We start from the raw sequence: 24,113 nt of genomic DNA on the forward strand, positions 1-24,113 counted from the left end.
TCACGACGCCGCGTGTTTCCAGAGGAGCGCGATCATCCTGCTTTCGGTGGCGGCACTATCGGAAAACACCGATTGGGCGATCGGCAGCGCTTCCTTCCGGAGCGCCTGCTGGCGGGCGATGATGGCGGCGAGTAGCCGCGCCAGCGTGTCGCTGTCGCCGAAAAGGTCGGGGCTTTCGTTGACGAGGCCCGAGAGAACGGAAAGATCGTGCTCGTGACCTAAAAGATCGACCAGTGATTTCGCCTCGGCCTGTTTGGCGCGCATCGCCGACGGCCAGATGTCGCGCAGGAGGGCAAGATGCATCCAGTAGGTCTGGCCGCTCTTGCGCAATTCGTGGAATGCCTCGGCATGGGCGTTGCCTTCGCATTCCTTGATCGCCGCCAGCGCCTGCAGGCGCTGTTTCTTCCAGACCTTGGCAAGCCGGTGGGCGGTCTTTTCCGGCTTGTCGTCCAGCGACAGGCCGTGCAGCGCGTCGATTGCCTCGTGACAGATGATCACCGCCGTCGCCATGCGGGCGGGCAGGTCTTCCTGGCTCTCGGCAATCTCGTCGCGGCGTTTGGAAAGCGCGTCGCGGGCGAATGCAAGGGCTGCCTGTTCTTCCGGCAGAGTAGATTGACCGGCGAGATAATCGACCGTTTCGACAAGTGCCGTTGCATCGCGCACGGCAGAGAGGCTGCGGGCCATGTCGCCGATACGCTTGTTTTCGCGGCTTCTGAACTCTTTGGCGTCCGGCTGGATCAGGCGGTACAGCGCCCGCACGCGCTTGAAACGCTTGCGCGCATCGTGGATCGCCGTGTGAGCCCCATCGGGCTTGTCGGCGAGATAGCGGACCGCCTTCGACAGCTGCTGCTCGGCAACCGCGACAAACTCGACGGTAAACGGCTTATCGGGTCGCAGGTGGTAGGCCATCGAGAAGCTCCCGGCTCAGATCCTGGTTGGCCATGACGGCGTTGGAATAGCGGCGATCGCCTGTGACGTCGTCGCCGATCCAGTCCGGTATCGGCGGACGTTCGGTTTCGCTTTGAAGTTCGACCTCGGCGACAACCAGGCCGTTATAGACGCCTTCATACACATCCACTTCCCAGGTGTAGCCCTGATGCTCGACATTGAAGCGGGTCTTGTCGAGGACGATGCCGGTGGCACCAGCTGCCATGTCCTTGGCATCGGCGAGCGGAATCTCGTATTCGAACTCCGAGCGCGAGAACAATTCCGAGCCGATCTTGATCGTCAGCTTGGCCTTCTCGTCATCCATGATGCGAACGCGAACCGAGCGATCAGCGGCAACGGCGATATAGGCCTGCAGGAACCGCGAGGAGGATGCGACCTCGTTCCGCCAGGCATCGTTCTTGACCAGATACTTGCGCTCGATTTCCTGTCCCATGGGCCTCGTCTTGGTTGTGGAGATGTACCGTAGCGCAAAGATGCACAAGGGCAAGAGTATCGGCAAGAGCATGGTAAAGCGGTGCTTCGGCCGGGTGCTTAAGAGAAGTCGGCAAGGGGCCCGAGGTTGCGTGGATCGGGGGATTTGTTCTCGACAATGACGTGATCGACCGTTATTTCCGGGCAAGGGATTTCAATCGTTTTAGGGAGTGTTCTTCATGGCTGACCAGAATCCGGGCCAGAACCCAAGCAAGACTGAAAAGCTGCTGACCATCCTGAAATTGCAGCCCGTCGTTCCGGTGCTGATCGTTGACGATGCGAAGTCTGCTGTCGGGCTTGCGCGGGCGCTGGTCGCCGGCGGACTGCGGGCGATCGAGATCACCATGCGCACGCCGGCAGCGCTCGACGCCGTGAAGGCTGTTGCAGCCGAAGTCGAAGGCGCCAATGTCGGAGCCGGCACGATCCTCAACGCAAAAGACTGGGAAGCCGCCGTCAAGGCCGGTTCGACCTTTATCGTGTCTCCGGGCGTTTCTCCGGGTGTTCTCGCGGCCGCCAAGGATTCGCCGGTTCCGCTTCTTCCGGGTGCAGCGACTGCCAGCGAAGTGATGACGCTCCGGGAAGCCGGTTACAACGTGATGAAGTTCTTTCCTGCCGAACAGGCCGGTGGCGCCGCCTATCTGAAGGCCCTGTCGTCGCCACTCGCAGGCACGCTGTTTTGCCCGACCGGCGGCATTTCGCTGAAGAATGCCAACGACTACCTGTCGCTCCCCAACGTCATCTGCGTCGGCGGTTCCTGGGTAGCCCCGAAGGAACTCGTCGCAGCCGGCGACTGGGCCGCGATCACCAAGCTCGCCTCCGAGGCTTTCGCGCTCAGGGCTTAAATCCGTTCTGACATTTTCGTTATCGGCAGCGCGGGAAAATTGTTTTCCTGTGTTGCCGTTCCTATCTCCGTGTTCGAATTCAACAGTAGGAGATACGGATGTTCGACGCAAAGAAGCTTCTTGACCAGTTCCTGGGCTCGCAGGTTCCCGGTCTTTCGGGAAGCGTGAAGGGCCGGGCTGGGCAGTTCGGCGATATGGCGAAGAACAATCCGTTGAAGTCTGCCGGCATTGCCGCAGCACTTCTCGGCACCAAGACCGGCCGCAAGATTGCAGGCAATGTGGTGACGGTGGGTGGCATCGCAGCTGTCGCGGGTCTCGGCTATCTCGCCTACAAGAATTACAAATCCGGCCAGTCGCCGCAGGCAGCGCTGCAGCCGGCTCCGTCTGCTGCCGAGCCTATCGCGCTGCCGCCGCCGGACAGCCCGTTTTCGCTGCAGTCGCCTGAGCTTACCAACGATTTTGCCCTGACCCTGGTGCGCGCCATGATCGCCGCCGCCAAGGCGGACGGTCATATCGATGCGGCCGAGCGGGCCAACATCATGAACAAGGTGCATGAAGTCGATCTCGGCGACGAGGCGGAAGCCTTCATCCGCGACGAGCTTGCGAACCCCGTCGATATCGACGATCTGGTCGCCGCTGCCCGCACCGAGGAGCAGAAGGTGGAGCTTTACACCGCGACCCGCATGACCATCGATCCCGATACACGGGCCGAGCGCGGTTACCTCGATCTTCTCGCGGGACGCCTGGGTCTGCCCGATGCTCTGCTCGAGCATATCGATGCGACGGTCACCGCGGCAAAAGTGCCCGCTTAAAGGGCGAGAACATGGGTAACGATCTCGGTGACATCTACCGCGATTACATCCATTGCCTGAACCGGCAGGACTGGGAGCGGCTCGGGGACTTTGTGGATGACGATGTCATCCATAACGACCGGCCGCTCGGGCTGTCCGGCTACCGCGACATGCTCGTCGGGAATTTCAGCGATATTCCCGACCTTCGCTTCAGCATTGATCTGCTGGTCGTCGATCCGCCGCATGTGGTCAGCCGGTTGCTGTTCGAGTGTTCGCCTCGGGCCGAGTTTCTGGGGCTTCCGGTCAACGGGCGCCGGGTGTCGTTTAGTGAAAACGTCTTTTACGGGTTCCGCGACGGCAAGATCGTGCAGGTCTGGTCGATTGTCGACAAGGCCGCCATCGAAGCGCAGCTGTGAGCTCCATCGATCGTCTCCGCCGGTTGCCTTTCGACAGGTGCTGGCCTAAGCCTTGATGCCTCATCTGCAGCGGTTGCGACGCAGCCGCTGCGCATCTTGCTGGACCTGCCCGAATGCGCGATCTTTTCAATTACAAAGTTGCCGCCCCCAGCCCCGTCACCCTGACCGGACGGTTCGTGACGCTCGAGCCCTATGACCGTAAAAAGCATCTGGCTGATCTCTGGGAGGCGCTGGGCGGTGCCGAGGGGATCAACGAGCTGATCCGCTATTTTCCGAACGATCAATATTCGACCGCCGAAGAGTTTGGCGCGTGGCTGGACAATGTGAATGCGAATCTCGGCTTCGTAACGCTGGTTGCGCGTGAAAACGCCTCTGGCGCGGTTGTCGGCATGGCGAGCTATATGCGGCCGGACCCGAAGAACGGTGTGATCGAGGTGGGGTCCGTGGCGCATGGGCTTGCCATGAAGCGGTCGCCGATGTCGACGGAGCTGCATTACCTGATGGCTCGCCACGTGTTCGAGACGCTGGATTATCGTCGCTACGAATGGAAATGCCACAACGAGAACGAGCCTTCCAAGGTGACCGCGCTGCGTTACGGCTTTACCTTCGAAGGCGTGTTCCGGCAGCACATCATCTCGCGCGGTGCCAACCGCGATACGGCCTGGTTCTCGATGATCGACAGCGAGTGGCCGGTGATCAAGGCCGGGTTCGAGGCCTGGCTCTCGCCCGATAATTTCGACGATGCCGGCCGGCAGAAAAAGCGGCTGGAAGATCTGAGGGCCGAATTTGCCGGCGGGAAAACCACATGACGCCAGAAGCGAAATCACAGGCGATCGCGGCTGCCGCCATTCTCTTCGGCGCGGCGGTGGTCATCTATCTCATGCCGACCATCGTGTTGTGGATCGGCAATTACTCGCCGCTGCTGGCGTTTTTCGTCGGCGCGCTGCTGGTTCTCGGCTTCTTCCTGATCTTCTGGCTGCGGGCGCGGTACCAGCGGCGGAAGTAATTGCAGGGTATGGTCGGGCGCAAGCGTGAAGACGTTCTCATCCCTGTGCCTGTCACAGGGATGAGTGTGGAAAGCTAGCCGCTCGCCCTTAAGCCGCTTTGGCGCCGATCGCTTCCAGCTCCGCCATCACATCTTCCGACAGTTCGATGTCGGCGACGGCGAGGTTTTCGCGCAGGTGCCCGCGCGACGAGGTGCCCGGGATCAGCAGGATGTTCGGCGAGCGCTTCAGCAGCCAGGCCAGTGCCACCTGCATCGGCGTTGCGTCGAGCCTTGCTGCTACATCCGACAGCGTCGAGGATTGCAGGGGCGAGAAGCCGCCGAGCGGGAAGAAGGGGACGTAGGCCGTGCCTTCTGCCGCCAGATGATCGATGAGGTCATCGTCGTCGCGGTGCGCGAGATTGTACTGGTTCTGGACGCAGACGATCTCGGTGATCTTGCGGCCATCCTCGACCTGCTTTCGCGTCACGTTCGACAGGCCGATATGCTTGATGAGGCCCTCGCGCTGGAGTTCGGCGAGGATCGTCAGCGGTTCTTCCAGTGATCCTTCGGCGGGGCCATGGACATCCAGCATGGAGCGCAGGTTGACCACCTCCATCGCATCGAGACCGAGATTCCTGAGGTTATCGTGGACGGCCTTCGTGAGTGCTTTTTTCGAAAAGGCCGGGTTCCAGGATGCGTCCTCGCCTCTGAGGGCGCCGACCTTGGTGACGATGACGAGACCTTCGCTATAGGGATGCAGCGCTTCGCGGATGATCTCGTTCGTAATATGCGGACCGTAGAAGTCGCTGGTGTCGATATGGTCGACGCCGGCTTCGATGGCCTCGCGCAGCACCGCAACGGCTTCCGCGCGGTCTTTCGGCGGGCCGAACACGCCCTTGCCGGCTAGCTGCATGGCGCCGTAGCCGAGACGTTTTACGTGTCGGTCGCCGAGTTTATAGGTGCCGGCTTTTTCGAGATTGGTCATGGTTTTACTCCCTGTAGGATGAGGCAGAGATAGGGCTATCCAGGCCGCGCGATAATCGGTTACAATTCGGACGGGCTGTACGACAGGGCGGACAATGAAATACGACGCTGGTGATCTCGGGGCATTCGTCGCGGTAGCGAGGACCAGAGGGTTTCGCGATGCGGCCCGGCTGACCGGTGGCAGCGCTTCGGGATTGAGCGACGCCGTCCGGCGTCTGGAAGAGAAGATCGGCGTCCGGCTTCTCAACCGCACGACCCGCAGCGTCACCCCGACGGAAGCGGGCAGGGCACTGCTCGACCGGCTGGGACCGGCGCTATCGGAAATGGAAGCGGCGCTCGACATGGCTGCCGGGTTTCGGGGGCGGCCGGCGGGACTGTTGACGCTGAATGTGCCGGCCAGTGCGGCGCGGATCGTCCTGCCGCAGATCGTGCCGGCGTTTCTGGCTGCCTATCCGGACATCCGTCTCGACATCATGACCGACGAGAGCTTCGTCGATATCATCGCTGCCGGCTGCGATGCCGGCATTCGCTATGACGAACGGCTGGAGCAGGACATGATCGCCGTGCCGATCGGTCCGCGCGTACAGCGTTTCGCATTGGCGGCGTCTCCCGCCTATCTTGCCGCGCGGGGCCGACCGGGCCATCCGCGGGATCTTTTGGCGCATTCCTGCATCCGGAGCCGGTTCAGGGACCGTCCGGTCACGCCCTGGGAGTTCGAACGCGATGGCGAGGAGGTGGTGGTGGATCCACCGGCGCAGCTGATCGTGCAGGCGGGTGGCGGGTCCGATCTCGGTGTGGACGCGGCGATTGCCGGCACCGGTATCGTCGCGCTGTTCGAGGACTGGCTGAAGCCGCATTTTGACAGTGGTGCGCTGGAGCAGGTGCTCGAGCCGTGGTGGCCCTCATTCTCAGGGCCGTTTCTCTACTATCCAGGGCGACGGCTGGTGCCGGCTCCGCTGCGCACCTTCATCGATTTCATCAAGGCGATGCCGCAGCCGGGTTGAGCGTTCAGCCCTGCAGCGAGGCGCCGAGCAGGGAAAGGCCGATCAGCAAGATGAACAGGGCGCCGCCGATCTCGATCGCATGGCCGATGCGTCGTCCGCTGCGCGAGCCGGGGCCTGCGAACTTGAGCGCGATATCCTTGGCGCCGACGGCTAGCGTTGCGAGGATCGTCACCGTGATCGCCGTGCCGATCGACATGGCGAGGACAGACAGCACGCCGCCGAGATAGAGGCCATTCAGAAGCGAGAAGCTCATGACGAGGATGGCGCCGGAGCAGGGGCGAAGTCCGACAGCAATGATCGCCGACCAAGCTTCCTTGAGGTTGAAGTTGCGGGCGCCGAGCGTCGACGGGTCAGGCATGTGGCTGATGCCGCAGGCCTCGCAGGTGTCGCTGTCTCCCTGAAATGCGTGGTCGTCGATCTCGACTGCCTGGAATTTGAGACCGGTCGCGCGTCGTCCGTTGGAAGAGCCGTCGAACAGCATGGCGGTCGATCCGCCGGCTGAAGTCGCCGCTGCCGCTGTCCGGCCGCGGTCTGGAGCGCGCACGACCCGCATGCGGAGTGCCCGGATCTTCTTGACCAGCAGCCAGGCGCCGAACAGGGAGACCATGGCAAAGCTTGCAACCTCCATGGTCCAGGTGGCCTGGGTCATGGTGATGCCGGTGCCGCGGAGCAGGACGAAGGCAGCGCCGACCACGAGGATCGCGACCAGGCCCTGCAAAAGCGCGGAGATGAAGGAGATCGTGACGCCGCGGCGCAGTTCGACTTCGTTGGCGATCATGTAGGAGGAAATCACCGCCTTGCCGTGGCCGGGGCCGGCGGCGTGGAAGACGCCATAGGCAAAAGACAGGCCGATCAGGCCGACAAGTGCAGACGGATCCTCGCGCATCGCCCGCAGCGCGCCGGTCAGAGAGCGGTAGAAGCCCTGCTGGTAGGCGTTGATCCACTGGAAGAAGGGGGCAAGCGGCCCGCCCACCGAGAAAGAGGGTTCCGCTGCACCGACGCCGAGCGGCGACTGGGCGTGCGCGGCGGTGGCGACCAGCGCCGCAGCGAAAGCGGCAAACAGCAGACCGGTAGACGCTTTCCTCAGCATGTCACTTCCATGCGGGTGGCAAAGAGCTTGGTCATGTCGGTCCCCGTCGGATCGTTGAAGAAGGCATCGGTGAGCGAAGCGCTGTTTTGCGAAATCACGTCGTCTGGATCGGGCCGTACGACCTTGTGCTGGCACTTCTCGAAAGCGGCACCCTTCAGCACCAGATCCTTGTCGGTGGGGAAGTCGATCGCCGTGTACATGGTGGGGTCGTAGATGCCGAAGGTGAGCTTGCCCTTGAGAGGGACCGGCTTTTCAGGCTTCACCGCAAAGATCAGCATCAATTGCTTGTCCTGCATCGTGGTGTGAAAGACGTCCGGCTTCTGGATGCCGATCTGTGCGCCATCCAGCGTCACGGTGGAGAAGTAGTGGTAGTCGGCAAGCGAGGTGCGGATGGTTTCGCCGAGTTCGGCGAGTTCATGCGGATCGAGCTTGAGATCGCCGTTCTTGTCGAAATCGAGGATGACGCTCGAGGAGAACACTTCATCGAAGCGCCAGACATTGCGCAGTTCCTGCACGGTGCCATCGGCGCCTGCGACAATTTCCAGCCGCGCCTCGGCGAAGATATGCGGATGGGCAAGAGCCGGTGCGGGAACGGCCAGGGGTGCAGCCAGGGCCGCTGCCGTCAGAATTGTCGCAAGTCTGTTTCGCATATCCGAGCAGGTCCAGCATAGTTGCGCAGCGGCATTGCGTCCGGACCTGCGCCAAATCAAAAGGGGTGTCGTTCGTCCGCAAGCTGTGGTCTGGCCCCGAAATGGGACGGAATTTCGACTGCGGCGTTACAGCATTACAGGTCAGCGCGGCTGGCGGAACCAGTTGGCGAGGAAATCCACGAAGCTTCTCACCTTGGCCGGGAGGTAACGGCGATGCGGATAGACCGCATAGATGCCGCGTTCACGGGTGATGTATTCGTCGAACAGATTGACGAGTTCGCCCGACTGGATCGAGGCCATGGCGACGAAGTCTGGGATGATCGCGACGCCGAGACCGGCGCGGGCCGCGCGCAAGGTTGCCTGCGGACTGTTGACCTCGATCGGGCCGGAGACCGCAACTGAAATCATCGAGCCATCAGGATCGACGAAGCGGATATTGTTGTGCCAGCGCGAATTGGTGTCGATAATGAACGGCACCTTGTTCAGCTGCTGCGGATGCGTCAGGGGCCCGTATTGCGCCACGACATCGGGCGTTGCCACCGCATGGACCCGGAAATCGGCGAGCTTCTTGGCGATCAGGCCGGAATCCTCCAGCCGGGTGATTCGGATCGCCAGATCGAAATTTTCCTCGATCAGGTCGACAAACCGGTCATCGGCGACGATTTCCAACTGGACGTCCGGATGCGCCTTGGCGAAATCGATGAAAGATTGGCCGACCTCCGCATCGATGAAGGTGCGCGGTACGGAGATGCGCAGTCGGCCCTTGAGATCGGCATTGTTCTCGCGAACGAGGTCGGCAAGATTGTCGATCTCCTTCAGGATGTCGGCAGCGGTGCGGTAATAGGTGTGGCCCGCCTCCGTCATCGAGAACTGGCGGGTAGTGCGGTTGAGAAGAAGCGCGCCGAGATCGTCTTCCAGTTCGCGGACATATTTCGACAGCAGCGCCTTGGAACGGCCGGTGCGACGGGCGGCGGCCGAAAAGCCCTCGGCCTCGACCACGTCGATAAAGGCGCGCATGCGGGTGAGTGTGTCCATGGGCGAAGGATGCTCCCGATCTCAGAAGTCTTCTGTCTCCGCCAGGGAAAGCAGAAATACAAGCGCTGTGCTGAGCCGACGCATGTCTTTCTGGCTGACGGCGCCGATCTGCTGCCAATTTCAAGCAAGCGACGCCGATGAACTTGTCCGTCATGACCTGTGACGGATGCCGCAGGCCATTTTCCGGATCGGGTTCGACAAGGATGCCGAAGTCGAGATCAAGACGTGTCGATGTCATCGGGCAGACGACGACCGAAGGACAGGTATCGGACAAATCGTTCGTCTGGATCACGATGGCCGGGCGCGGCTTCCCGTAGTCGCCGGAGATGGAAACGGTGACGATGTCGCCTCGTTTCATTCTTGCCGCGTCCCGCCTGGCTCGTCCTCATTCCAATCCGCAACCCTCTCCATCCATTCGAGGATCTCACGTTCCTCTTCCGGACCAAGGCTTGCGATCACGGCTGCCAGCCGAGCCTGGGCCTCGGGGCTTTTCAGCTCCAGAAGCTGCTCCCGAATTTCAGGTGAGATCACCGTTGAGGACGGTGATCCATGTGTGGTCTGCTTCTCAACCGTCGGCATCCAGTATCTCCAACGCTGGCCTGTTCCACCAGTGGAATCGTGCGCGTGCCCTCGCGGAAATTCTACCGGGGGCTGCCTTTTGATTATTTTCCCCCCGGCCCAAAATACCGCTTGATTATGACCGCGAATATTCTTATCTCCCGTGCAGCCCAAAGTCGCACGTGCCCGTGGGTGTCCGCCGACCCTCTATTTGGTGAGGTCATCGGTAAGGTACCTGGAACTAACCCCTCCAGTCGCTATTCCGGCCATCCGGGAAATGCGAGGACATCTAAAGCAACGACGGTGCGGGCCTTTTTGTTCTCTCCCGGCTTTCCAACAGCCGGGGTTACTGAAGAGGCACACCATCATTGCCGGAAGTGCGGTAGGGACCTCCCTCCAATCCATGGCAGACAAAGCCGGATTTTCGTTCTTGGCAGAACGTTGATCCACTTACCGCGCGTTTGAGCGTGTCAGGGAACCGGTGTCTCCACCGACTGGATCCTGGCGCATGTTCATCCGTCCTTTGTCCTCCGGTTCGCAAGCCGGAGCCTTTGAGATTTGGAAGGGATTGACCATGACCACTGCCCGCATCCTCGACTTCATCAAGACCCAGCGTCCCGATGGTCCCTACCTCGTGGTCGATCTCGATGTCGTGCGCGACAATTTCAACGCCTTCCGTCATGCCCTGCCGGACAGCGCGATCTACTACGCCGTGAAGGCCAATCCCGAGCCGGCAATCCTCAAGCTTCTTGCTTCGATGGGTTCCAACTTCGACTGCGCCTCCGTCGCCGAAATCCAGATGGCACTCGATGCCGGTGCAAACTCATCGCGCATCTCGTTCGGCAACACGATCAAGAAGGAACGCGACATTGCGCGTGCTTTCGCGCTCGGCGTTGGCCTCTACGCCGTCGACAGCCATGAGGAAGTCGAAAAGATTTCCCGTGCAGCTCCCGGTGCAAAGGTGTTCTGCCGCGTGCTGACCGATGGCGAAGGCGCCGAATGGCCGCTGTCGCGCAAGTTCGGCTGCGTGCCGCAGATGGCCGTCGACGTTCTCGTCTACGCACACCAGCTTGGTCTCGAAAGCTACGGCGTCTCGTTCCATGTCGGTTCGCAGATGACGAAGGTCGATGCCTGGGATGCGGCTCTGGCCGATGCCAAGCGCGTGTTCAGCCAGCTCGCAAAGCAGGGTATCGTTCTGCAGATGGTCAACATGGGCGGCGGTTTCCCGACCAAGTACCTGCGTGACGTGCCGAAGGCTGAAGAATACGGCCAGGCGATCTTTGCTTCGCTGCGCAAGCATTTCGGCAATAACCTGCCGAAGACGATCATCGAGCCGGGTCGCGGCATGGTCGGCAATGCAGGCGTCATCAAGGCTGAAGTCGTTCTCGTGTCGAAGAAGTCCGACAACGACAACCACCGTTGGGTCTTCCTCGACATCGGCAAGTTCGGTGGTCTCGCCGAAACCATGGACGAGGCTATCCGTTACCCGATCCGCACCGAGCGCGACGGCGACGCGATGGAGCCTTGCGTTCTGGCCGGCCCGACCTGCGATTCGGCCGACGTGATGTACGAGAAGAACATGTACCCGCTGCCGATCTCGCTTTCGATCGGCGACGAAGTTCTGATCGAGGGTACCGGCGCCTACACGACCACCTATTCTGCGGTCGCGTTCAACGGCTTCGATCCGCTCAAGGCCTACGTCATCTAAGGCGTTACAAGCGTCTCTACTTTCGCGGTTCCCGACCTCCAGACGGGAGCCGCAAATTCACAATGATCGTCCGATACCGTTTGAAACGGTTTTAAGTACGGGAGGCCAAGATGGCCACTGTTCTTGATTCTGTCCGTGCGCTGTTTGCGCCCGCGTCCACATTCACCATCACTGCCGAAACTCCGGCCGATGTGGTGGCGCGTGAAACTCTGCTCGATCGTGCCATGGGCGCCGACCGACGCTTGAAGTCGTCCGAAAAGATCCGCCAGAACCGCGTGCCGGCCGAAGGCCTGGCGCTGGTTGCGCGTGATGAGGACGGTCATGTGATCGGCACCGTGCGCCTGTGGAACATCGAGGCCGGCATTTCGCCAGAAGGCAACGCGATCGACGCGCTTCTGCTTGGACCGCTTGCCGTCTGCTCGTCGCATGAGGGCAAGGGCATCGGTGCGGCCCTGATGCGTGCGGCGATCGGCCAGGCGCATGAGCGTGGCCACGGCGCCGTGCTTCTGGTGGGCGACGCTGCCTATTACGAGCGCTTCGGCTTTTTCGGCGGCAAGACCCAGCATCTGGTGATGCCCGGCCCCTGCGACCGCGCGCGCTTCCTGGCGCTGGAGCTGAAATCCGGTTGGCTCGAAGGTGCAGCCGGCATGATCGTTGCGAGTGGGCGCAAGCTCGCCTGAGCTGCATTTGCTTTTGAGAGATTCATAGGACCCCGTCTTCCCACAAAGGAGGCGGGGTCTTTCATTTTTCGACGGGCGAGGGCTGGCGCAATGGTCTCACGCTCCGTCACCTTCGCGTGAATCGGTGGGCGCGGCCATAGTCGCGTGCGGGTCTCGGCCTAGATTGACGTCCATGATCACACGCCGCACAGCTTTCCTTGCCACTCCCTTCGTCCTCACATCGATGCGCGCCTTTGCGCAGCAACCCGGCGGGGCGGGCGTGGCCCAGGCGCCGCAGACGTTGAAGGCCGTGCTCGGCCGGGCGCCGGGTCTCGAACCCTTGAAGGTGGTGATGGTGTCGCGCAAGGGCGAGACGATCGCGAGGGAAGCATTCAACGGCAGCGGCCTCAACGCCTCGACCAACATCAAGTCGGCGTCGAAATCGATCATCTCCTGCCTTGTCGGCATCGCAATCGATCGAAAGCTGCTCGAAGGGCCGGACCAGAAGATTGCCTCGATCCTGAAGGCCGATCTGCCGCGCGATGCGGATCCGCGTCTCTCCGAGGTCACCATCGGCAATCTTCTCTCCATGCAGGCCGGTCTGTCTCGGATGTCCGGTCCGAATTACGGGCGCTGGGTGGCCAGTTCCAACTGGGTGCGGTTTGCGCTGTCGGAACCGTTCGACGGCGAGCCGGGCGGCCAGATGCTTTATTCGACGGCCTCGACGCATCTTCTGTCGGCTATCCTCACCCGGGTCGGCAAGCGGCCGACGCTTGCGCTGGCGCGGGACTGGCTGGAGCCGGTTGACGGGTTTCGCATCGGGGCCTGGGAGCGCGATCCGCAGGGCATCTATCTCGGCGGAAACCAGATGGCGATGACGGCGGCATCCCTGCTGGCATTCGGCGATCTCTACCGCAACGGCGGGAAAACCAAGGGCGGCCGGCAGGTGGTATCGCAGAGCTGGATAGAGCAGTCCTGGACGCCACGCACGAACTCGCGCTTTTCCGGCGACGGCTATGGCTACGGATGGTTTCTGCGTGAGATCGGCGGACAGGATGTGAAGTTCGGCTGGGGGTATGGCGGGCAAATGGTCTACGTGGTTCCCGCGCTCGACATGACCGTGGTGATGACGTCGAAGGAGAGCGGTCCGTCTGCCCGAAACGGCTACCGTGACCAGTTGCACGACCTTCTCGCCGAGATTATAGGCGCTGTCGCGTCAGCGTAAGCGCCAAGCGTTCGCATAGCAGAGGTCGTCCTGACATGCGCTACGAGCATGCGGGGCCGTGTGAGCCCCGCATGTTTCATTGCAAATTGGACTGCCGGCTTAGCCGGAAATGTCGATGACGCCGCAGTCGCCGGCTTCCGAGGAAAATGCCAGCAGCTTGCCGCTGGCGCTCCAGCTCATGCCGGTGATGGCGCCCTTACCGGGCCGGCGCAGCAGCGCTTCCTTGCCGTCGGCAATGCGAACGCCGAGGATCATACCGTCGATAAAGCCGATGGCGAGCACTTCTTCCAGTGGATGAAACGCCACCTGCGTCACCATGATATTGGCGCGCGTGCCAAGTTCCATCGGTGCCTTGCCCATCGGGCCGTCCTTCGCCGAAAACGGCCAGACGATCGCGGCCGGCGCGCCGGAAGAGGCGAGCCACTTTCCCTTGACCGACCAGGACAGCGATTTCACCTTGGCCGGATAGCCGGTCATCCGCATGTGGCGGCTTTCGCCCGACTTGCTGTCGAGCTTCCAGCCGTGCAGGGCGTTTTCCTGCATCATGGTGACGAGGAAACGGCCGTCCGGAGAGAAGGTGACGCCGGTATGGGCGCCTTTCCAGTCGAGATCCTGCATCGGACTGTTGGTGCCGACCCAATGCAGCGATACGCCGTTATAGCGTGCAGCCGCTATCCGCAGGCCCTTGGGCGCGAAAGCGATCGCTTCGACGCTGCGCTCTTCCTTCACTTCCTTGACGGTGCCGTCGGAGAGCTTGACGAAGCTCGATTTCCCTTGCGCCCAGGCGACCGCACCCTGAGGGCCACCGGCAACGACGGAGATCCACTTGCGCGGCGTTTCCGAAATCGTGCTGACGGTGCCGTCATGGGAGATGCGCTGCACCCTGCCGTCTTCGCCGCCACTCAAAAGCGTGGCGCTGAAGGGGTCGCGGATGCAGGTCAACAGGCCGTGATGCGCGTCCGTTACCTTCTCACCGCCGTCAAGGCGGTGAATGGTGCCGGCTGCGGTGGCAAAGATCGGGATGTCGCCGAGAAAGTGAGCCGCGACGACATGACCGTCGATATCAAGAGGTGCAACGGTTGGCATCAGGCGACAGCAACCTCAGCCTGGCAAGCCATGAAGCTCTTCTGGATCTTGTCGAAATCGAGCTCGCGGCCGATGAAAACGAGGCGGCTTTCACGCTTTTCGCCATCCTTCCACGGACGCTGGTGATCACCTTCGACGATCATGTGCACGCCCTGGATGACATAACGCTCCTCGTCGCCCTTGAAGGCGATGATGCCCTTGAGGCGCAGGATGTTTGGACCTTCCGCCTGGGTGATCTTCTGGATCCACGGGAAGAAACGATCCGGGTTCATCTCGCCGCCGCGCAGGGAGACAGACTTCACCGTGATATCGTGGATCGGCGACATCGCATCGTGATGCGCATGATGGCCGTGGTCATGATGCTTGTGATCGTGCCCGTGATCATGATGATCGTGGTCGTGCGCGTGATGGTCATGCGCGTGGTGATCGTGGCTATGGTCGTGACCGCAATCGGGGCCGCAGACATGGTCTTCGTGGTCGTGGTCGAGGAAATGCGGATCGTTTTCCAGCGCCCGTTCCAGATTGAAGGCGCCCTGATCCAGCACGCGGGCGAGATCGATGCCCGAGCGGCTGGTGTTGTAGATACGGGCCGTCGGATTGATGGCGCGCACCACGTCTTCGACGATCGCCAGCTCTTCCGGGGTCACGAGATCGGTCTTGTTGATCAGCACGACGTCGGCAAACGCGATCTGGTCTTCGGCCTCGCGGGAATCCTTGAGGCGCAGCGGCAGATGCTTGGCATCGACCAGAGCAATGACGGCGTCGAGTTCGGTCTTTGCGCGAACATCGTCGTCCATGAAGAAGGTCTGGGCAACAGGAACCGGATCGGCCAGGCCCGTCGTCTCGACAATAATGCCGTCAAAGCGGCCCGGGCGGCGCATGAGGCCCTCAACGACACGGATCAGGTCGCCACGAACCGTGCAGCAGACGCAGCCGTTGTTCATCTCGTAGATCTCTTCGTCGGACTCGACGATCAGATCGTTGTCGATGCCGATTTCGCCGAATTCGTTGACGATCACGGCGTATTTCTTGCCGTGGCTCTCCGACAGGATGCGGTTGAGCAGGGTCGTCTTGCCGGCGCCGAGATAGCCGGTCAGCACGGTCACAGGAATTGGCTTTACAGCGACGGGAGCGGTGTTTTCAGTCATGGGAAACCTCTAAGGGTTCTGGAGCGCTCGGGGGAGCGCGGAAGCGTGTTGGCCTCATATAAGGGCAAGGCCGCGCGAGTTCAAAGGGGTTTTGAATGTTATATGATCACATCAGGGCAATGTAACCGCGTCGGTTTGCCGAAGAAGCTGGTCAAGCGTGAGAAGCGGCTCGCCGGCCAGTTTTGCATGCGCGTAATGGAAACAGTCGAAGTTGCTCAGGTGCCGCTTACCGATGCCATGTTTCTGAGCCACCGCGACAGCAAAGCTCAGAAGCGCACGCGGCGAGCCCGCCTCACGAATATCAATGCCGCGTGCGTCGAGCCATTCCACGACAGCGCTTTCTGCCTGGCCGTAGGCGCAGTCTAATTGGTCGGGCCGAGAAAGGACGATAATTGCTTCCCAGGCAGCGAGAGGAGACGTGAATGGCAGTGTCGATTTTGCCAACGCCCTTTCATAGGCTTCCGCGGTATCTTCGCCAGCCATCAACGATACGATCGCACAAGCATCGACAAACATGTGCGATCAATCCAGGTCGTGGTCGAGATCGTGATAGGCGGAAGCTGGGGGCACGGGTCGAGTCTGTTTGAAGGAAAGCCCGTGCTTTGCAAGGATGCGGCTGGCTGTCTCGCCTGGCGTCTCCTGCTGCGCGCGCTTGTCGATGGTTTCCCGCAGTGCGGTGACCACCGCTTGCGTGATTGTCGTTCCATCTATCTGCGCGAGCTCTTTCGCAAGTGCCTGAGCTTCTTCACTGCTAATGTTGAGGGTCATGAGACACCACCTTCGTATGCGCAAGTCTCGCACATTATGCGGCTCAGCGCTACTTCAACGCGTCAACATCAAACCGTGCCACATCCCGTAGCAACTCGATGATGCCGTTGACCGCATGCTTCACCAGCTGCTCGCCCCGTTCTGCGGTGGCAGCGGTTGCGTTGCCGGCGGCGCCCTTGGCGTTGAGGTCAGACATCTTCCACCCGAACGCATGTGGGCCGTAGGCGCGCAGGTGACGAAAGTCTTTCGCGAAATCTGTCTGGCGCGATGGGAAGTTTTCGGCCCTCTCCATGTTCACCCGGTCCGGCCACAGTGCCAGCATGACGGAGGTCTCGATATCGCCGCCGTGGATATCGATTGCCTTGTTTTCCGGAGCGATCCAGCCTTCGGGCTGGCCGAAGCGCGTCCAGCTCGTCGCCACCGCCAGCATGTTGAAACGGACGCGGGCCTCTGTCGTGACGGTCGTCAGCAGCGGCGCGTTGCCGCCATGGGCATTCAGCATCACCAGTTTGCGGATGCCTTGCTGGTGAAGTTCATCGGCGATGCCGAGCCAGCGGTCGATGGCCTCGGCGGCGGCCAGCGTCTTCGTTCCTGCCACATCCATGTGCTCGATCGAGTAGCCGACCGGCTCCACCGGGAGGAAGGTGACCGGAAGATCAGCCGGAAGGGCAGGGATGATGCGGTCGACAAGGCCCTGTGCGATCAGCGTATCGGTCTCGAAAGGCAGGTGCGGACCGTGCTGTTCGTGGGCGCCGAGCGGCAGAACGGCGATCCAGTCGCCTCTTTTAGCGCTTTCTGTGGACGGGGGCGTAACATCGTTGTCATGATAGCGCGGCAAGGGATGCGGCATCTGGCGGTCAATTCCGGGTTTCGATAAGGGTGGCGTGGTATATTTATAGCGCCGACTTCCATGACGCAAAACGGGCGGAGCCTATGAGCAAGAAAAAAGGCGACAAGAAATCCAAGTCGGGCAAGAAGAAGGACGGCGCTGGTCTTTCTGCAACCGACCTTGCGCCTGTCATTACACAGACCGCCCGGTCAATGCGCACCGCGTTGTCCCGCAGTCTGGTCGAAAGCGGCCTTTATGCCGGGCAGGACGGGGTGATCCTGGCGCTTTCCGAAGAAGACGGCATGACGCCGGGTCATCTTGCGAACCGCATGGGCGTCAAGGCTCCCACCATGACCCGCACGATCGGCCGCATGGAAGCGCAGGGATTTCTGGAGCGCCGGTCGGATGGAACGGATGGTCGCCTGACCAAGGTGCATCTGACGGAGACTGGTCTGAAGAGCGTCGAGCAGATCGGCCGCGCGGTGGCCGAGTGCGGCGAACTGGCGGTCAAAGGTCTTTCGGACAAGGAAGTTCGCACCCTTCTCAAACTTCTCAAAGCCGTCGAGCACAATCTTCAGTCGGATGAGGGCGATCGCGACTGAGGGTTGCGTTTGCCAACCTGCTCGTCCGAAAAATCCCGTCACAGGATTGTCGCATGGAATTAAATTGTTTATTTAAACTTTAATTCGGGTGCTCTGCGTGGGAATGCAGGCTGCATGGGAACGCGGGGGTAGATGGCGCAGAAAATCAAACTGTCGACGATTGCCGAAAGTCTCGGTCTTTCTACAGCCACGATTTCGCTTGCACTCAGGGACAGTCCGCTCGTGGCTTCCGATACCCGCGAGAAGATCAAGGAACAGGCGCGGGCGCTTGGCTACATCTACAATCGCCGTGCCGCCAGCCTGCGCACCTCGCGCTCCGGGATCATCGGTGTCGTCGTGCATGACGTGATGAACCCGTTCTACGGTGAAATTCTGAAAGCGATCGAGAGCGAGCTCGACCGCAGCCGGCATACGTTCATTCTCTCCAACCATTACGATTCGGTCGAAAAGCAGCGCACGTTCATCGAGACGCTGCTGCAGCTGGGTGGCGACGGCGTGATCATGTCGCCGGCGATCGGGACGCCGATCGAGGACATGAAGCTTGCCGAAGAAAACGGCATGCCGGCCATTCTTGTCGCCCGCTCGATGGAAGGCCTCGACCTGCCGACCTATCGCGGCGACGATGCTTACGGCATTTCGCTTGCCACCAACCATCTTATCGGACTGGGCCACCGGGCGATCGCCATGATCGGCGGCACCGACCAGACATCGACCGGTCGCGACCGTTACCAGGGCTACGTCAACGCGCTGCTGAAAGCCAATATCGAGGTCGATCCGAACCTGCGCATTCCGGGACCCCGTTCGATGCAGGGCGGGTTCGAGGCGGCGGTGCATTTCCTGTCCCTGCCGCAAAAGCCGACGGCTGCGGTCTGCTGGAACGATCTGGTGGCGATCGGCCTGATGAACGGCATCGCGCGGGCCGGGTTGACACCGGGCGTCGATATTTCCGTCACCGGCTATGACGATCTGGAACAAGCTTCGATCTCGACGCCGTCTCTGACCACCGTTTCCAACGGACAGGCCGATGTCGGGCGCTTAGCGGCGCGGGCACTGCTCGATCGTCTTGCCGGGAGCCATGAGCCTGACGGTCTCCATCTGATCAAGCCGGAAATGCGTCTGCGCCAGTCGACCGGCGTCTTTCGTCCACGCTGATTATTCTTCATAAAGAGGTTGCTGCATGTCTGAGAATCCTGCCACCATCTTCGTGCCGGGCCGTATTCATCCGCGCGTTCTGGAGCGTCTGAACGAAAGTTTCGAGGTCATCTCGGCTGCGAATGCGGAACTGGCATCCGTCGACGCCGAAACGAAAGCGCGCGTGCGTGGCATCGCGGTTTCCGGCAAATGCGATGCTGCCATCATCGATGCGTTTCCCAATCTCGAAGTCATCTCCAGCTTCGGTGTCGGTTACGACGGCACCGATACGAAGAAAGCTGCCGAGCGCGGCATCATCGTTACCAACACGCCTGACGTCCTGAACGACGAAGTGGCTGATACTGCCATTGCGCTGCTCCTCAACACGCTGCGCCAGTTTCCGAAGGCGGAAACCTATCTGCGCGAGGGACGCTGGGCGAGCGAAGGCCCGTTTCCGCTGTCGCCGTTTTCACTAAAGGGCCGCAGCATCGGCATTCTCGGCCTTGGCCGCATCGGTCTCGAGATCGCAAAGCGGCTTGAGCCGTTCAAGGTGACGATCGGCTATTACAGCCGCAGCCAGCGCTCGGATGTCGGCTATATCTACTATCCGTCCTTAAAGGAGATGGCTGAGGCCGTCGATACGCTGATCTGCATCGCGCCCGGGACGCCGGATACGTTCAAGATCATCAATGCGGAGATCTTCGAAGCGCTTGGGCCGGGCGGCGTGTTTATCAATGTCGGACGTGGATCGAGCGTTGACGAGGAGGCAATGATTGCCGCCCTCAGCGACAAGACAATTGCCGCAGCCGGCCTCGACGTCTTCTTCGACGAGCCGAACGTACCGGCGGAGCTGATCGCTCTCGACAATACCTGCCTTCTGCCGCATGTCGCATCCGCGTCGGTTCAGACCCGCAATGCGATGGCCGATCTTGTCGTCGACAACCTGATCGGCTGGTTCAAGGACGGCCGCGTGCTGACGCCGGTTCCGGAAACCCCCGTCAAAGGATAACTGGCAAACACGGCGAGGGTGTTTGATTCACGCGGTGCGGGCAACCGGTGTGCTGGTCTCACCGCTCGCCGATGCCGCGTAGGCGCGGACCGCATCGCCGAACGCCTTGAACAGGGCGGCCGAGGGCGCATCGGTTTCGGCCCAGTATTCCGGATGCCACTGGACGCCAACGGCGAAATTCTTCGCGTCGATCACCGACACCGCCTCGATCGTGCCGTCTGCGGCCGTCGCCTCCACCTTCAGGCGGGGAGCGGTCTTTGCAATCGCCTGGCGGTGGAGCGAATTCACCTGGACTTCGCCGGAAAATCCGAGGAAATCCGCGATGCAGGAGCCTTCCTTGACGAAGACCGGCTGGCGGATCGCGTACATCGCGTCGCGGTCTGGCACGTCGGGCTTGCGGTGGTCCCAGTTGCCCGGCTGATCCTGGATCTCGCTTGCCAGCGTGCCACCCAGCGCGACATTCAGCTCCTGGATGCCGCGGCAGATGGCAAGAAGCGGAATACCGCGTTCGATCGCGCGGCGGATCATCGGCAGCGAGGTGGCGTCGCGGCCGTGATCGAAGGGGCCGTCTCCCTCGGTCGCTTCGCGGCCGTAGAGCGACGGGTGGACGTTGCTGACGGCGCCGGAAACCAGCACGCCGTCGACCCGGTCGAGGATCGTGTCGACATCGTTGCCCTCCTCGAAGGCGGGAACGATGAAGCTCATGACGTCCGCCACTTTCAGCGCCGCGTTGACATACTGGTTGGGTGTGGCGTGCCAGAGGGCGCCTTCGAATTGCCTGAGATCGGCGGGAACGGCGACGATGGGCTTGCGGCACGAGACGGGCATGAACAATCTCCAGGCGGGGCAGTGGTTCTTATCCCGTATTGCTGCCGGAGGCGGGGTGAAGTCAAGCCGTAGCGACGCCGTGCAGCGTGAACCACGACGATCGCGGAAGACGAAAGTATAATGCGGTTTAACCTTGGCCCGCCGTCATTGTTACATGGTCTGCTTGCAAGCATTCAAGCAACATGATTACCTCATCTAGGACTGGCGAGGTATGGGAGGAGACATCTTCGCGGTCTGTTCAACCCGGGAGGATTTTTGATGGATCGTCGTTCATTCCTGAAAAAGACGGCAGTCGGCGGCGCGGGAGCCGCTGCAGCCACAGTGCTTGCTGTTCCGCTTTCGACACCTGCCATTGCCCAGCAGAACCCGAAGATCAACTGGCGCCTGACATCGTCATTTCCGAAATCGCTGGACACGATTTATGGCGGCGCCGACGATATCGCGAAGCATGTTGCAGCCGCCACCGACGGCAATTTCACGATCCAGCCGTTTGCAGGTGGTGAGATCGTCCCGGGTCTGCAGGCGGCCGATGCTGTCTCCGCTGGCACGGTCGAGATGTGCCATACCTGCTCCTACTATTTTGTCGGCAAGGACCCGACCTTTGCGATCGGCACGGCGATCCCCTTCGGCATGAATGCGCGCCTGACGAACTCGTGGTTCTACCAGGGCAACGGCAATACGCTGATGAACGAGTTCTATGCCAAGCATCAGATCTACGGCATGCCGGCCGGCAATACCGGGGCCCAGATGGGCGGCTGGTTCCGCAAGGAAATCAACACCGTCGACGACTTCAAGGGCGTGAAGATGCGCATTGCCGGCATTGCCGGGAAGGTGCTCGAAAAGCTCGGCGCCGTACCGCAGCAGATCGCCGGAGGCGATATCTATCCGGCTCTTGAAAAGGGCACGATCGATGCGGCGGAGTGGGTCGGTCCCTATGACGACCACAAGCTCGGCTTCTACAAGGTGGCCAAGTATTACTACTATCCGGCTTTCTGGGAAGGCGGCCCGACAATCCATGCCTTCATCAACCTCGACAAGTGGAACAGCCTGCCAAAGCACTATCAGTCGGCGCTGACCGATGCCTGCGCCTTCGCCAATACCAACATGATGGCGAAATACGACCTGAAGAACCCGATGGCGATCAAGCAGATCGTATCGCAGGGGACGACGTTGCGGCCGTTCAGCCAGGATATCCTCGAGGCCTGCTACACGGCGGCAATGGACGTCTACAAAGGTATTTCCGCAACCAACGCGGATTTCAAGAAGGTCTACGACGACCAGGTCGCATTCAAGAAGGAAGGTTACCTCTGGATGCAGCTTTCGGAGTACACGTTCGACACGTTCATGATGATCCAGCAGCGCAACGGCAAGATCTGAACGTCTACAGCGTTGCTCAGACACGTACCCCGGATCGCAAGGTCCGGGGTTTTCTTTTGCAGCCGAGGGATGGCGCCAGACTGGATTCACGCAATAGACGCGCTGCACGTATGCCCGGTTGTGTCGGCTCGACAATCACACGCTGGTATCTATGATGGTGGCGTTCGAAGGCAAAAGCAGAGCACTCCGTGGCCAGCCGGAGTATCGGTGAAGACGGGCTTCACCGACTTAAGGCAAAAGCCTTGCCGTCGAACAGGAGGTGATGCGATGTGGTTTCCACTGAGCATTACGTTGCTGGTTAGGAAATACCGGACGGGCTGGTCAGTGTCCGTCCGGTTCATTTTCTACATCAGATAACAAAGGGAGAGCAGAGTTCGCGCTTTGCTCTCCACTCCAATGTACTACTGCGCCGGTTTTCTGGCAAGACGAAGCCGTTAAGGGTTGATCTTGGGTGGCTCGCCGAAGTTGGGCATGCCGGGTAGTCCGGGGGCAGGTTGCGCGCCGCCGCCCTGACCGGGCGCACCATCCATCGGCGGCAGGCCAAAATTGGGCATCTGGTTGTTGCCGCTATCATTGCCGAAGCCGGGGATTTCGATCTTGATCGTATTGAGATCGACGTCTGGAGCCTTGTCCAGCCAGTAGGTGACGGATTCCGGCCAGAAGATGATGATGGCGACGAGGATCAGCTGCATCCCGAGCCACGGAATGGCGCCGAGATAGATGTCCTTCGTCTTCACAGTCTTCGGCGCGATCGAGCGCAGGTAGAAGAGTGCGAAGCCGAATGGCGGGTGCATGAACGAGGTCTGCATGTTGACGCAGAGCAGCACGCCGAACCAGATCAGGTCGATGCCGAGCGCGGTTGCGACCGGTGCCAGCATCGGCAGGACGATAAAGGCGATCTCGAAGAAATCCAGGAAGAAGGCCAGGAAGAAAATGAAGATGTTGACGAAGATCAGGAAGCCGAGGGCGCCGCCCGGAATATGAGACAGCAGGAATTCGATCCAGAGCCCGCCGTTCATGCCCTGAAAGACGAGGCTGAAGCAGGTGGCACCGACGAGGATGAAGACGACCATCGAGGTGATCGTCATGGTCGAATGCATGGCCTGCTTGACGAGGTCCCAGGTCAGGCGGCGGTGCATGGCAGCAAGCGCCATGGCGCCGACGACGCCGAGCGCGCCGGCTTCCGTCGGTGTGGCAAGTCCCATGAACAGGGTGCCGAGGACAAGGAAGATCAGCACGACCGAAGGGACCATGCCCCACAGCACTCTCAACACCAGCGCGGCATTGAGTTCGCCGCGGGCCTCCGGCGGCAGCGCCGGAACATCCTGGGGGCGGACGATCGAGGTGAAGAGAATGAACAGCAGGAAGATCACGACCTGCAGGATCGAAGGACCGATGGCGCCGAGATACATGTCGCCGACCGAACGGCCGAGCTGATCGGCCAGAACGATGAGGACGAGCGACGGCGGAATGACCTGGGTGATCGTGCCGGAGGCTGCGATTACGCCGGTCGCCAGCCGCGGATTGTAGCCGTATTTCAGCATGATCGGCAGGGAAATCACACCCATGGTGATGACGGATGCGGCAACCGTGCCGGTGATGGCGCCGAGGATCGCGCCCACGATGATCACCGCATAGGCAAGGCCGCCGGGAATTGCGCCGAACAGTTTTCCGGTGCCTTCGAGCAGGTCCTCGGCAAGACCGCAGCGTTCAAGAATGGCACCCATGAAGGTGAAGAAGGGAATGGCGAGAAGCAGGTCGTTGGAGACGATGCCGAAAATGCGCAGCGGCAGGGCCTGCATGAACGCATACTCGAAATGACCGGTGTAGATACCGAGGAAGCCGAAAAACAGCCCGACCGCGGAAAGGGAAAAGGCGACCGGAAAGCCGTAAAGCATGAAAATGATCATGCCCAGAAACATGGCCGGTGGCATTACGCCGTATTCAAACATGAGCTTGGTTTCCCCCC

Annotated in this window: 27 protein-coding genes and 1 pseudogene; 13 read left to right on the top strand and 15 right to left on the bottom strand. The window is 61.0% G+C overall.

Annotated elements, in window-relative coordinates; genetic code table 11:
• Together G6K99_RS06750 and G6K99_RS06755 are read right to left on the bottom strand one after the other, a co-directional pair.
• Complete coding sequence (locus G6K99_RS06750) at window positions 1-909, bottom strand: CHAD domain-containing protein (RefSeq protein ID WP_062461157.1); 909 nt, start codon at window positions 907-909, stop codon at window positions 1-3.
• On the bottom strand, window positions 884-1,381 hold the full coding sequence (locus G6K99_RS06755) for a CYTH domain-containing protein (protein WP_113109712.1): 498 nt from the start codon (window positions 1,379-1,381) through the stop codon (window positions 884-886). The genes G6K99_RS06750 and G6K99_RS06755 overlap by 26 nt, the downstream gene beginning before the upstream one ends.
• A 217-nt stretch (window positions 1,382-1,598) precedes the next feature.
• On the opposite strand from G6K99_RS06755, the gene G6K99_RS06760 reads away from it, so the two are divergent.
• The 5 genes from G6K99_RS06760 (at window position 1,599) to G6K99_RS06780 (ending at window position 4,474) form a co-directional block, all read left to right on the top strand.
• On the top strand, window positions 1,599-2,261 hold the full coding sequence (locus tag G6K99_RS06760; protein ID WP_113109713.1) for a 2-dehydro-3-deoxy-phosphogluconate aldolase: 663 nt from the start codon (window positions 1,599-1,601) through the stop codon (window positions 2,259-2,261).
• Window positions 2,262-2,359: 98 nt separating this feature from the next.
• Window positions 2,360-3,073, top strand: coding sequence for a tellurite resistance TerB family protein (locus G6K99_RS06765; protein WP_113167542.1), 714 nt, complete (start codon window positions 2,360-2,362; stop codon window positions 3,071-3,073).
• Window positions 3,074-3,084: 11 nt separating this feature from the next.
• Window positions 3,085-3,468 carry an ester cyclase gene (locus G6K99_RS06770; RefSeq protein ID WP_174196091.1) on the top strand — a complete coding sequence of 128 codons (384 nt, stop codon included), beginning with the start codon at window positions 3,085-3,087 and terminating at the stop codon, window positions 3,466-3,468.
• Between the two features lie 113 nt (window positions 3,469-3,581).
• Window positions 3,582-4,277, top strand: a complete 696-nt coding sequence (locus G6K99_RS06775) for a GNAT family N-acetyltransferase (protein ID WP_174196092.1) — start codon at window positions 3,582-3,584, stop codon at window positions 4,275-4,277.
• On the top strand, window positions 4,274-4,474 hold the full coding sequence (locus tag G6K99_RS06780; RefSeq protein WP_062582124.1) for a hypothetical protein: 201 nt from the start codon (window positions 4,274-4,276) through the stop codon (window positions 4,472-4,474). Before G6K99_RS06775 ends, G6K99_RS06780 begins: the two co-directional genes overlap by 4 nt.
• Before the next feature lie 88 nt (window positions 4,475-4,562).
• On the opposite strand, the gene G6K99_RS06785 is transcribed toward G6K99_RS06780, so the two are convergent.
• Window positions 4,563-5,438 carry an aldo/keto reductase family oxidoreductase gene (locus tag G6K99_RS06785; RefSeq protein WP_174196093.1) on the bottom strand — a complete coding sequence of 292 codons (876 nt, stop codon included), beginning with the start codon at window positions 5,436-5,438 and terminating at the stop codon, window positions 4,563-4,565.
• A 94-nt stretch (window positions 5,439-5,532) separates the two neighbouring features.
• Between G6K99_RS06785 and G6K99_RS06790 the strand changes: the two genes are divergently transcribed.
• Entirely contained in the window at window positions 5,533-6,441 is a 909-nt protein-coding gene (locus G6K99_RS06790) for a LysR family transcriptional regulator (RefSeq protein WP_092659729.1), read from the top strand.
• Window positions 6,442-6,445: 4 nt separating this feature from the next.
• Here G6K99_RS06790 and G6K99_RS06795 read toward each other — a convergent pair whose 3' ends face one another.
• The 5 genes and pseudogenes from G6K99_RS06795 to G6K99_RS06815 all read right to left on the bottom strand — a co-directional run bounded on the left by G6K99_RS06795 (window position 6,446) and on the right by G6K99_RS06815 (window position 9,795).
• Window positions 6,446-7,531 carry a nickel/cobalt transporter gene (locus tag G6K99_RS06795; RefSeq protein ID WP_174196094.1) on the bottom strand — a complete coding sequence of 362 codons (1,086 nt, stop codon included), beginning with the start codon at window positions 7,529-7,531 and terminating at the stop codon, window positions 6,446-6,448.
• Window positions 7,525-8,181: a DUF1007 family protein gene (locus G6K99_RS06800; protein WP_174196095.1), complete on the bottom strand. Its 657-nt coding sequence runs from the start codon at window positions 8,179-8,181 to the stop codon at window positions 7,525-7,527. Before G6K99_RS06800 ends, G6K99_RS06795 begins: the two co-directional genes overlap by 7 nt.
• Window positions 8,182-8,322: 141 nt before the next feature.
• Window positions 8,323-9,216, bottom strand: coding sequence for a LysR family transcriptional regulator (locus G6K99_RS06805; RefSeq protein WP_174196096.1), 894 nt, complete (start codon window positions 9,214-9,216; stop codon window positions 8,323-8,325).
• Between the two features lie 190 nt (window positions 9,217-9,406).
• Window positions 9,407-9,574, bottom strand: a pseudogene (locus G6K99_RS23250) (type II toxin-antitoxin system PemK/MazF family toxin); the annotation flags it as partial.
• Window positions 9,571-9,795, bottom strand: a complete 225-nt coding sequence (locus G6K99_RS06815; protein ID WP_062461120.1) for a hypothetical protein — start codon at window positions 9,793-9,795, stop codon at window positions 9,571-9,573. The gene G6K99_RS06815 and the pseudogene G6K99_RS23250, both read right to left, overlap by 4 nt.
• A 553-nt stretch (window positions 9,796-10,348) precedes the next feature.
• Here G6K99_RS06815 and odc2 point away from each other — a divergent pair.
• The 3 genes from odc2 to G6K99_RS06830 all read left to right on the top strand — a co-directional run bounded on the left by odc2 (window position 10,349) and on the right by G6K99_RS06830 (window position 13,366).
• Window positions 10,349-11,482: an ornithine/lysine decarboxylase gene (gene odc2 / locus G6K99_RS06820; protein ID WP_174196097.1), complete on the top strand. Its 1,134-nt coding sequence runs from the start codon at window positions 10,349-10,351 to the stop codon at window positions 11,480-11,482.
• A gap of 110 nt (window positions 11,483-11,592) precedes the next feature.
• Window positions 11,593-12,162, top strand: a complete 570-nt coding sequence (locus G6K99_RS06825) for a GNAT family N-acetyltransferase (RefSeq protein ID WP_174196098.1) — start codon at window positions 11,593-11,595, stop codon at window positions 12,160-12,162.
• A gap of 172 nt (window positions 12,163-12,334) precedes the next feature.
• The gene (locus tag G6K99_RS06830; protein WP_174196099.1) at window positions 12,335-13,366 is read left to right on the top strand and encodes a serine hydrolase; all 1,032 of its coding nucleotides are present in this window, start codon (window positions 12,335-12,337) and stop codon (window positions 13,364-13,366) included.
• Between the two features lie 99 nt (window positions 13,367-13,465).
• Here the strand turns inward: G6K99_RS06830 and G6K99_RS06835 are convergent, their stop codons facing one another.
• The 5 genes from G6K99_RS06835 to G6K99_RS06855 all read right to left on the bottom strand — a co-directional run bounded on the left by G6K99_RS06835 (window position 13,466) and on the right by G6K99_RS06855 (window position 17,218).
• Window positions 13,466-14,452 carry a WD40 repeat domain-containing protein gene (locus G6K99_RS06835; RefSeq protein WP_062461116.1) on the bottom strand — a complete coding sequence of 329 codons (987 nt, stop codon included), beginning with the start codon at window positions 14,450-14,452 and terminating at the stop codon, window positions 13,466-13,468.
• A complete protein-coding gene (locus G6K99_RS06840) occupies window positions 14,452-15,600 on the bottom strand; it encodes a GTP-binding protein (RefSeq protein ID WP_174196100.1) in 1,149 nt (382 codons plus the stop codon). Before G6K99_RS06840 ends, G6K99_RS06835 begins: the two co-directional genes overlap by 1 nt.
• 111 nt (window positions 15,601-15,711) lie before the next feature.
• Complete coding sequence (locus G6K99_RS06845) at window positions 15,712-16,116, bottom strand: type II toxin-antitoxin system VapC family toxin (RefSeq protein WP_113167148.1); 405 nt, start codon at window positions 16,114-16,116, stop codon at window positions 15,712-15,714.
• A 6-nt stretch (window positions 16,117-16,122) separates the two neighbouring features.
• The gene (locus G6K99_RS06850; protein WP_062461108.1) at window positions 16,123-16,368 is read right to left on the bottom strand and encodes a type II toxin-antitoxin system VapB family antitoxin; all 246 of its coding nucleotides are present in this window, start codon (window positions 16,366-16,368) and stop codon (window positions 16,123-16,125) included.
• 49 nt (window positions 16,369-16,417) lie between these two features.
• On the bottom strand, window positions 16,418-17,218 hold the full coding sequence (locus G6K99_RS06855; protein WP_174196101.1) for a creatininase family protein: 801 nt from the start codon (window positions 17,216-17,218) through the stop codon (window positions 16,418-16,420).
• Between the two features lie 83 nt (window positions 17,219-17,301).
• On the opposite strand from G6K99_RS06855, the gene G6K99_RS06860 reads away from it, so the two are divergent.
• The 3 genes from G6K99_RS06860 (at window position 17,302) to G6K99_RS06870 (ending at window position 19,939) form a co-directional block, all read left to right on the top strand.
• Window positions 17,302-17,799 carry a MarR family winged helix-turn-helix transcriptional regulator gene (locus G6K99_RS06860; RefSeq protein WP_062461102.1) on the top strand — a complete coding sequence of 166 codons (498 nt, stop codon included), beginning with the start codon at window positions 17,302-17,304 and terminating at the stop codon, window positions 17,797-17,799.
• Between the two features lie 132 nt (window positions 17,800-17,931).
• On the top strand, window positions 17,932-18,951 hold the full coding sequence (locus G6K99_RS06865) for a LacI family DNA-binding transcriptional regulator (protein ID WP_062461099.1): 1,020 nt from the start codon (window positions 17,932-17,934) through the stop codon (window positions 18,949-18,951).
• A gap of 25 nt (window positions 18,952-18,976) precedes the next feature.
• The gene (locus G6K99_RS06870) at window positions 18,977-19,939 is read left to right on the top strand and encodes a 2-hydroxyacid dehydrogenase (RefSeq protein ID WP_174196102.1); all 963 of its coding nucleotides are present in this window, start codon (window positions 18,977-18,979) and stop codon (window positions 19,937-19,939) included.
• Window positions 19,940-19,966: 27 nt separating this feature from the next.
• Here G6K99_RS06870 and G6K99_RS06875 read toward each other — a convergent pair whose 3' ends face one another.
• Window positions 19,967-20,767 (bottom strand): gamma-glutamyl-gamma-aminobutyrate hydrolase family protein, encoded by an 801-nt coding sequence (locus G6K99_RS06875; RefSeq protein WP_174196103.1) that lies wholly within the window; start codon window positions 20,765-20,767, stop codon window positions 19,967-19,969.
• 258 nt (window positions 20,768-21,025) lie between these two features.
• Here G6K99_RS06875 and G6K99_RS06880 point away from each other — a divergent pair, with 258 nt between their 5' ends.
• Window positions 21,026-22,144, top strand: coding sequence for a TRAP transporter substrate-binding protein (locus tag G6K99_RS06880; protein WP_062461086.1), 1,119 nt, complete (start codon window positions 21,026-21,028; stop codon window positions 22,142-22,144).
• A 434-nt stretch (window positions 22,145-22,578) separates the two neighbouring features.
• On the opposite strand, the gene G6K99_RS06885 is transcribed toward G6K99_RS06880, so the two are convergent.
• A complete protein-coding gene (locus tag G6K99_RS06885; RefSeq protein WP_062461083.1) occupies window positions 22,579-24,096 on the bottom strand; it encodes a TRAP transporter large permease subunit in 1,518 nt (505 codons plus the stop codon).
• Window positions 24,097-24,113 lie beyond the last annotated feature (17 nt).

The organism is Neorhizobium sp. AL 9.2.2, assembly GCF_013317225.1.
In the GTDB taxonomy this organism is placed as follows: domain Bacteria; phylum Pseudomonadota; class Alphaproteobacteria; order Rhizobiales; family Rhizobiaceae; genus Neorhizobium; species Neorhizobium soli.

Coding starts and splice junctions, on each gene's coding strand:
- G6K99_RS06850 (WP_062461108.1), bottom strand. CDS start 16,368: ATGACCCTCAACATTAGCAGTGAAGAAGCTCAGGCACTTGCGAAAGAG.
- G6K99_RS06770 (WP_174196091.1), top strand. CDS start 3,085: ATGGGTAACGATCTCGGTGACATCTACCGCGATTACATCCATTGCCTG.
- G6K99_RS06880 (WP_062461086.1), top strand. CDS start 21,026: ATGGATCGTCGTTCATTCCTGAAAAAGACGGCAGTCGGCGGCGCGGGA.
- G6K99_RS06860 (WP_062461102.1), top strand. CDS start 17,302: ATGAGCAAGAAAAAAGGCGACAAGAAATCCAAGTCGGGCAAGAAGAAG.
- G6K99_RS06765 (WP_113167542.1), top strand. CDS start 2,360: ATGTTCGACGCAAAGAAGCTTCTTGACCAGTTCCTGGGCTCGCAGGTT.
- G6K99_RS06750 (WP_062461157.1), bottom strand. CDS start 909: ATGGCCTACCACCTGCGACCCGATAAGCCGTTTACCGTCGAGTTTGTC.
- G6K99_RS06835 (WP_062461116.1), bottom strand. CDS start 14,452: ATGCCAACCGTTGCACCTCTTGATATCGACGGTCATGTCGTCGCGGCT.
- G6K99_RS06755 (WP_113109712.1), bottom strand. CDS start 1,381: ATGGGACAGGAAATCGAGCGCAAGTATCTGGTCAAGAACGATGCCTGG.
- G6K99_RS06855 (WP_174196101.1), bottom strand. CDS start 17,218: ATGCCGCATCCCTTGCCGCGCTATCATGACAACGATGTTACGCCCCCG.
- G6K99_RS06870 (WP_174196102.1), top strand. CDS start 18,977: ATGTCTGAGAATCCTGCCACCATCTTCGTGCCGGGCCGTATTCATCCG.
- G6K99_RS06830 (WP_174196099.1), top strand. CDS start 12,335: ATGATCACACGCCGCACAGCTTTCCTTGCCACTCCCTTCGTCCTCACA.
- G6K99_RS06840 (WP_174196100.1), bottom strand. CDS start 15,600: ATGACTGAAAACACCGCTCCCGTCGCTGTAAAGCCAATTCCTGTGACC.
- odc2 (WP_174196097.1), top strand. CDS start 10,349: ATGACCACTGCCCGCATCCTCGACTTCATCAAGACCCAGCGTCCCGAT.
- G6K99_RS06865 (WP_062461099.1), top strand. CDS start 17,932: ATGGCGCAGAAAATCAAACTGTCGACGATTGCCGAAAGTCTCGGTCTT.
- G6K99_RS06800 (WP_174196095.1), bottom strand. CDS start 8,181: ATGCGAAACAGACTTGCGACAATTCTGACGGCAGCGGCCCTGGCTGCA.
- G6K99_RS06785 (WP_174196093.1), bottom strand. CDS start 5,438: ATGACCAATCTCGAAAAAGCCGGCACCTATAAACTCGGCGACCGACAC.
- G6K99_RS06885 (WP_062461083.1), bottom strand. CDS start 24,096: ATGTTTGAATACGGCGTAATGCCACCGGCCATGTTTCTGGGCATGATC.
- G6K99_RS06805 (WP_174196096.1), bottom strand. CDS start 9,216: ATGGACACACTCACCCGCATGCGCGCCTTTATCGACGTGGTCGAGGCC.
- G6K99_RS06875 (WP_174196103.1), bottom strand. CDS start 20,767: ATGCCCGTCTCGTGCCGCAAGCCCATCGTCGCCGTTCCCGCCGATCTC.
- G6K99_RS06825 (WP_174196098.1), top strand. CDS start 11,593: ATGGCCACTGTTCTTGATTCTGTCCGTGCGCTGTTTGCGCCCGCGTCC.
- G6K99_RS06795 (WP_174196094.1), bottom strand. CDS start 7,531: ATGCTGAGGAAAGCGTCTACCGGTCTGCTGTTTGCCGCTTTCGCTGCG.
- G6K99_RS06845 (WP_113167148.1), bottom strand. CDS start 16,116: ATGTTTGTCGATGCTTGTGCGATCGTATCGTTGATGGCTGGCGAAGAT.
- G6K99_RS06780 (WP_062582124.1), top strand. CDS start 4,274: ATGACGCCAGAAGCGAAATCACAGGCGATCGCGGCTGCCGCCATTCTC.
- G6K99_RS06790 (WP_092659729.1), top strand. CDS start 5,533: ATGAAATACGACGCTGGTGATCTCGGGGCATTCGTCGCGGTAGCGAGG.
- G6K99_RS06775 (WP_174196092.1), top strand. CDS start 3,582: ATGCGCGATCTTTTCAATTACAAAGTTGCCGCCCCCAGCCCCGTCACC.
- G6K99_RS06760 (WP_113109713.1), top strand. CDS start 1,599: ATGGCTGACCAGAATCCGGGCCAGAACCCAAGCAAGACTGAAAAGCTG.
- G6K99_RS06815 (WP_062461120.1), bottom strand. CDS start 9,795: ATGCCGACGGTTGAGAAGCAGACCACACATGGATCACCGTCCTCAACG.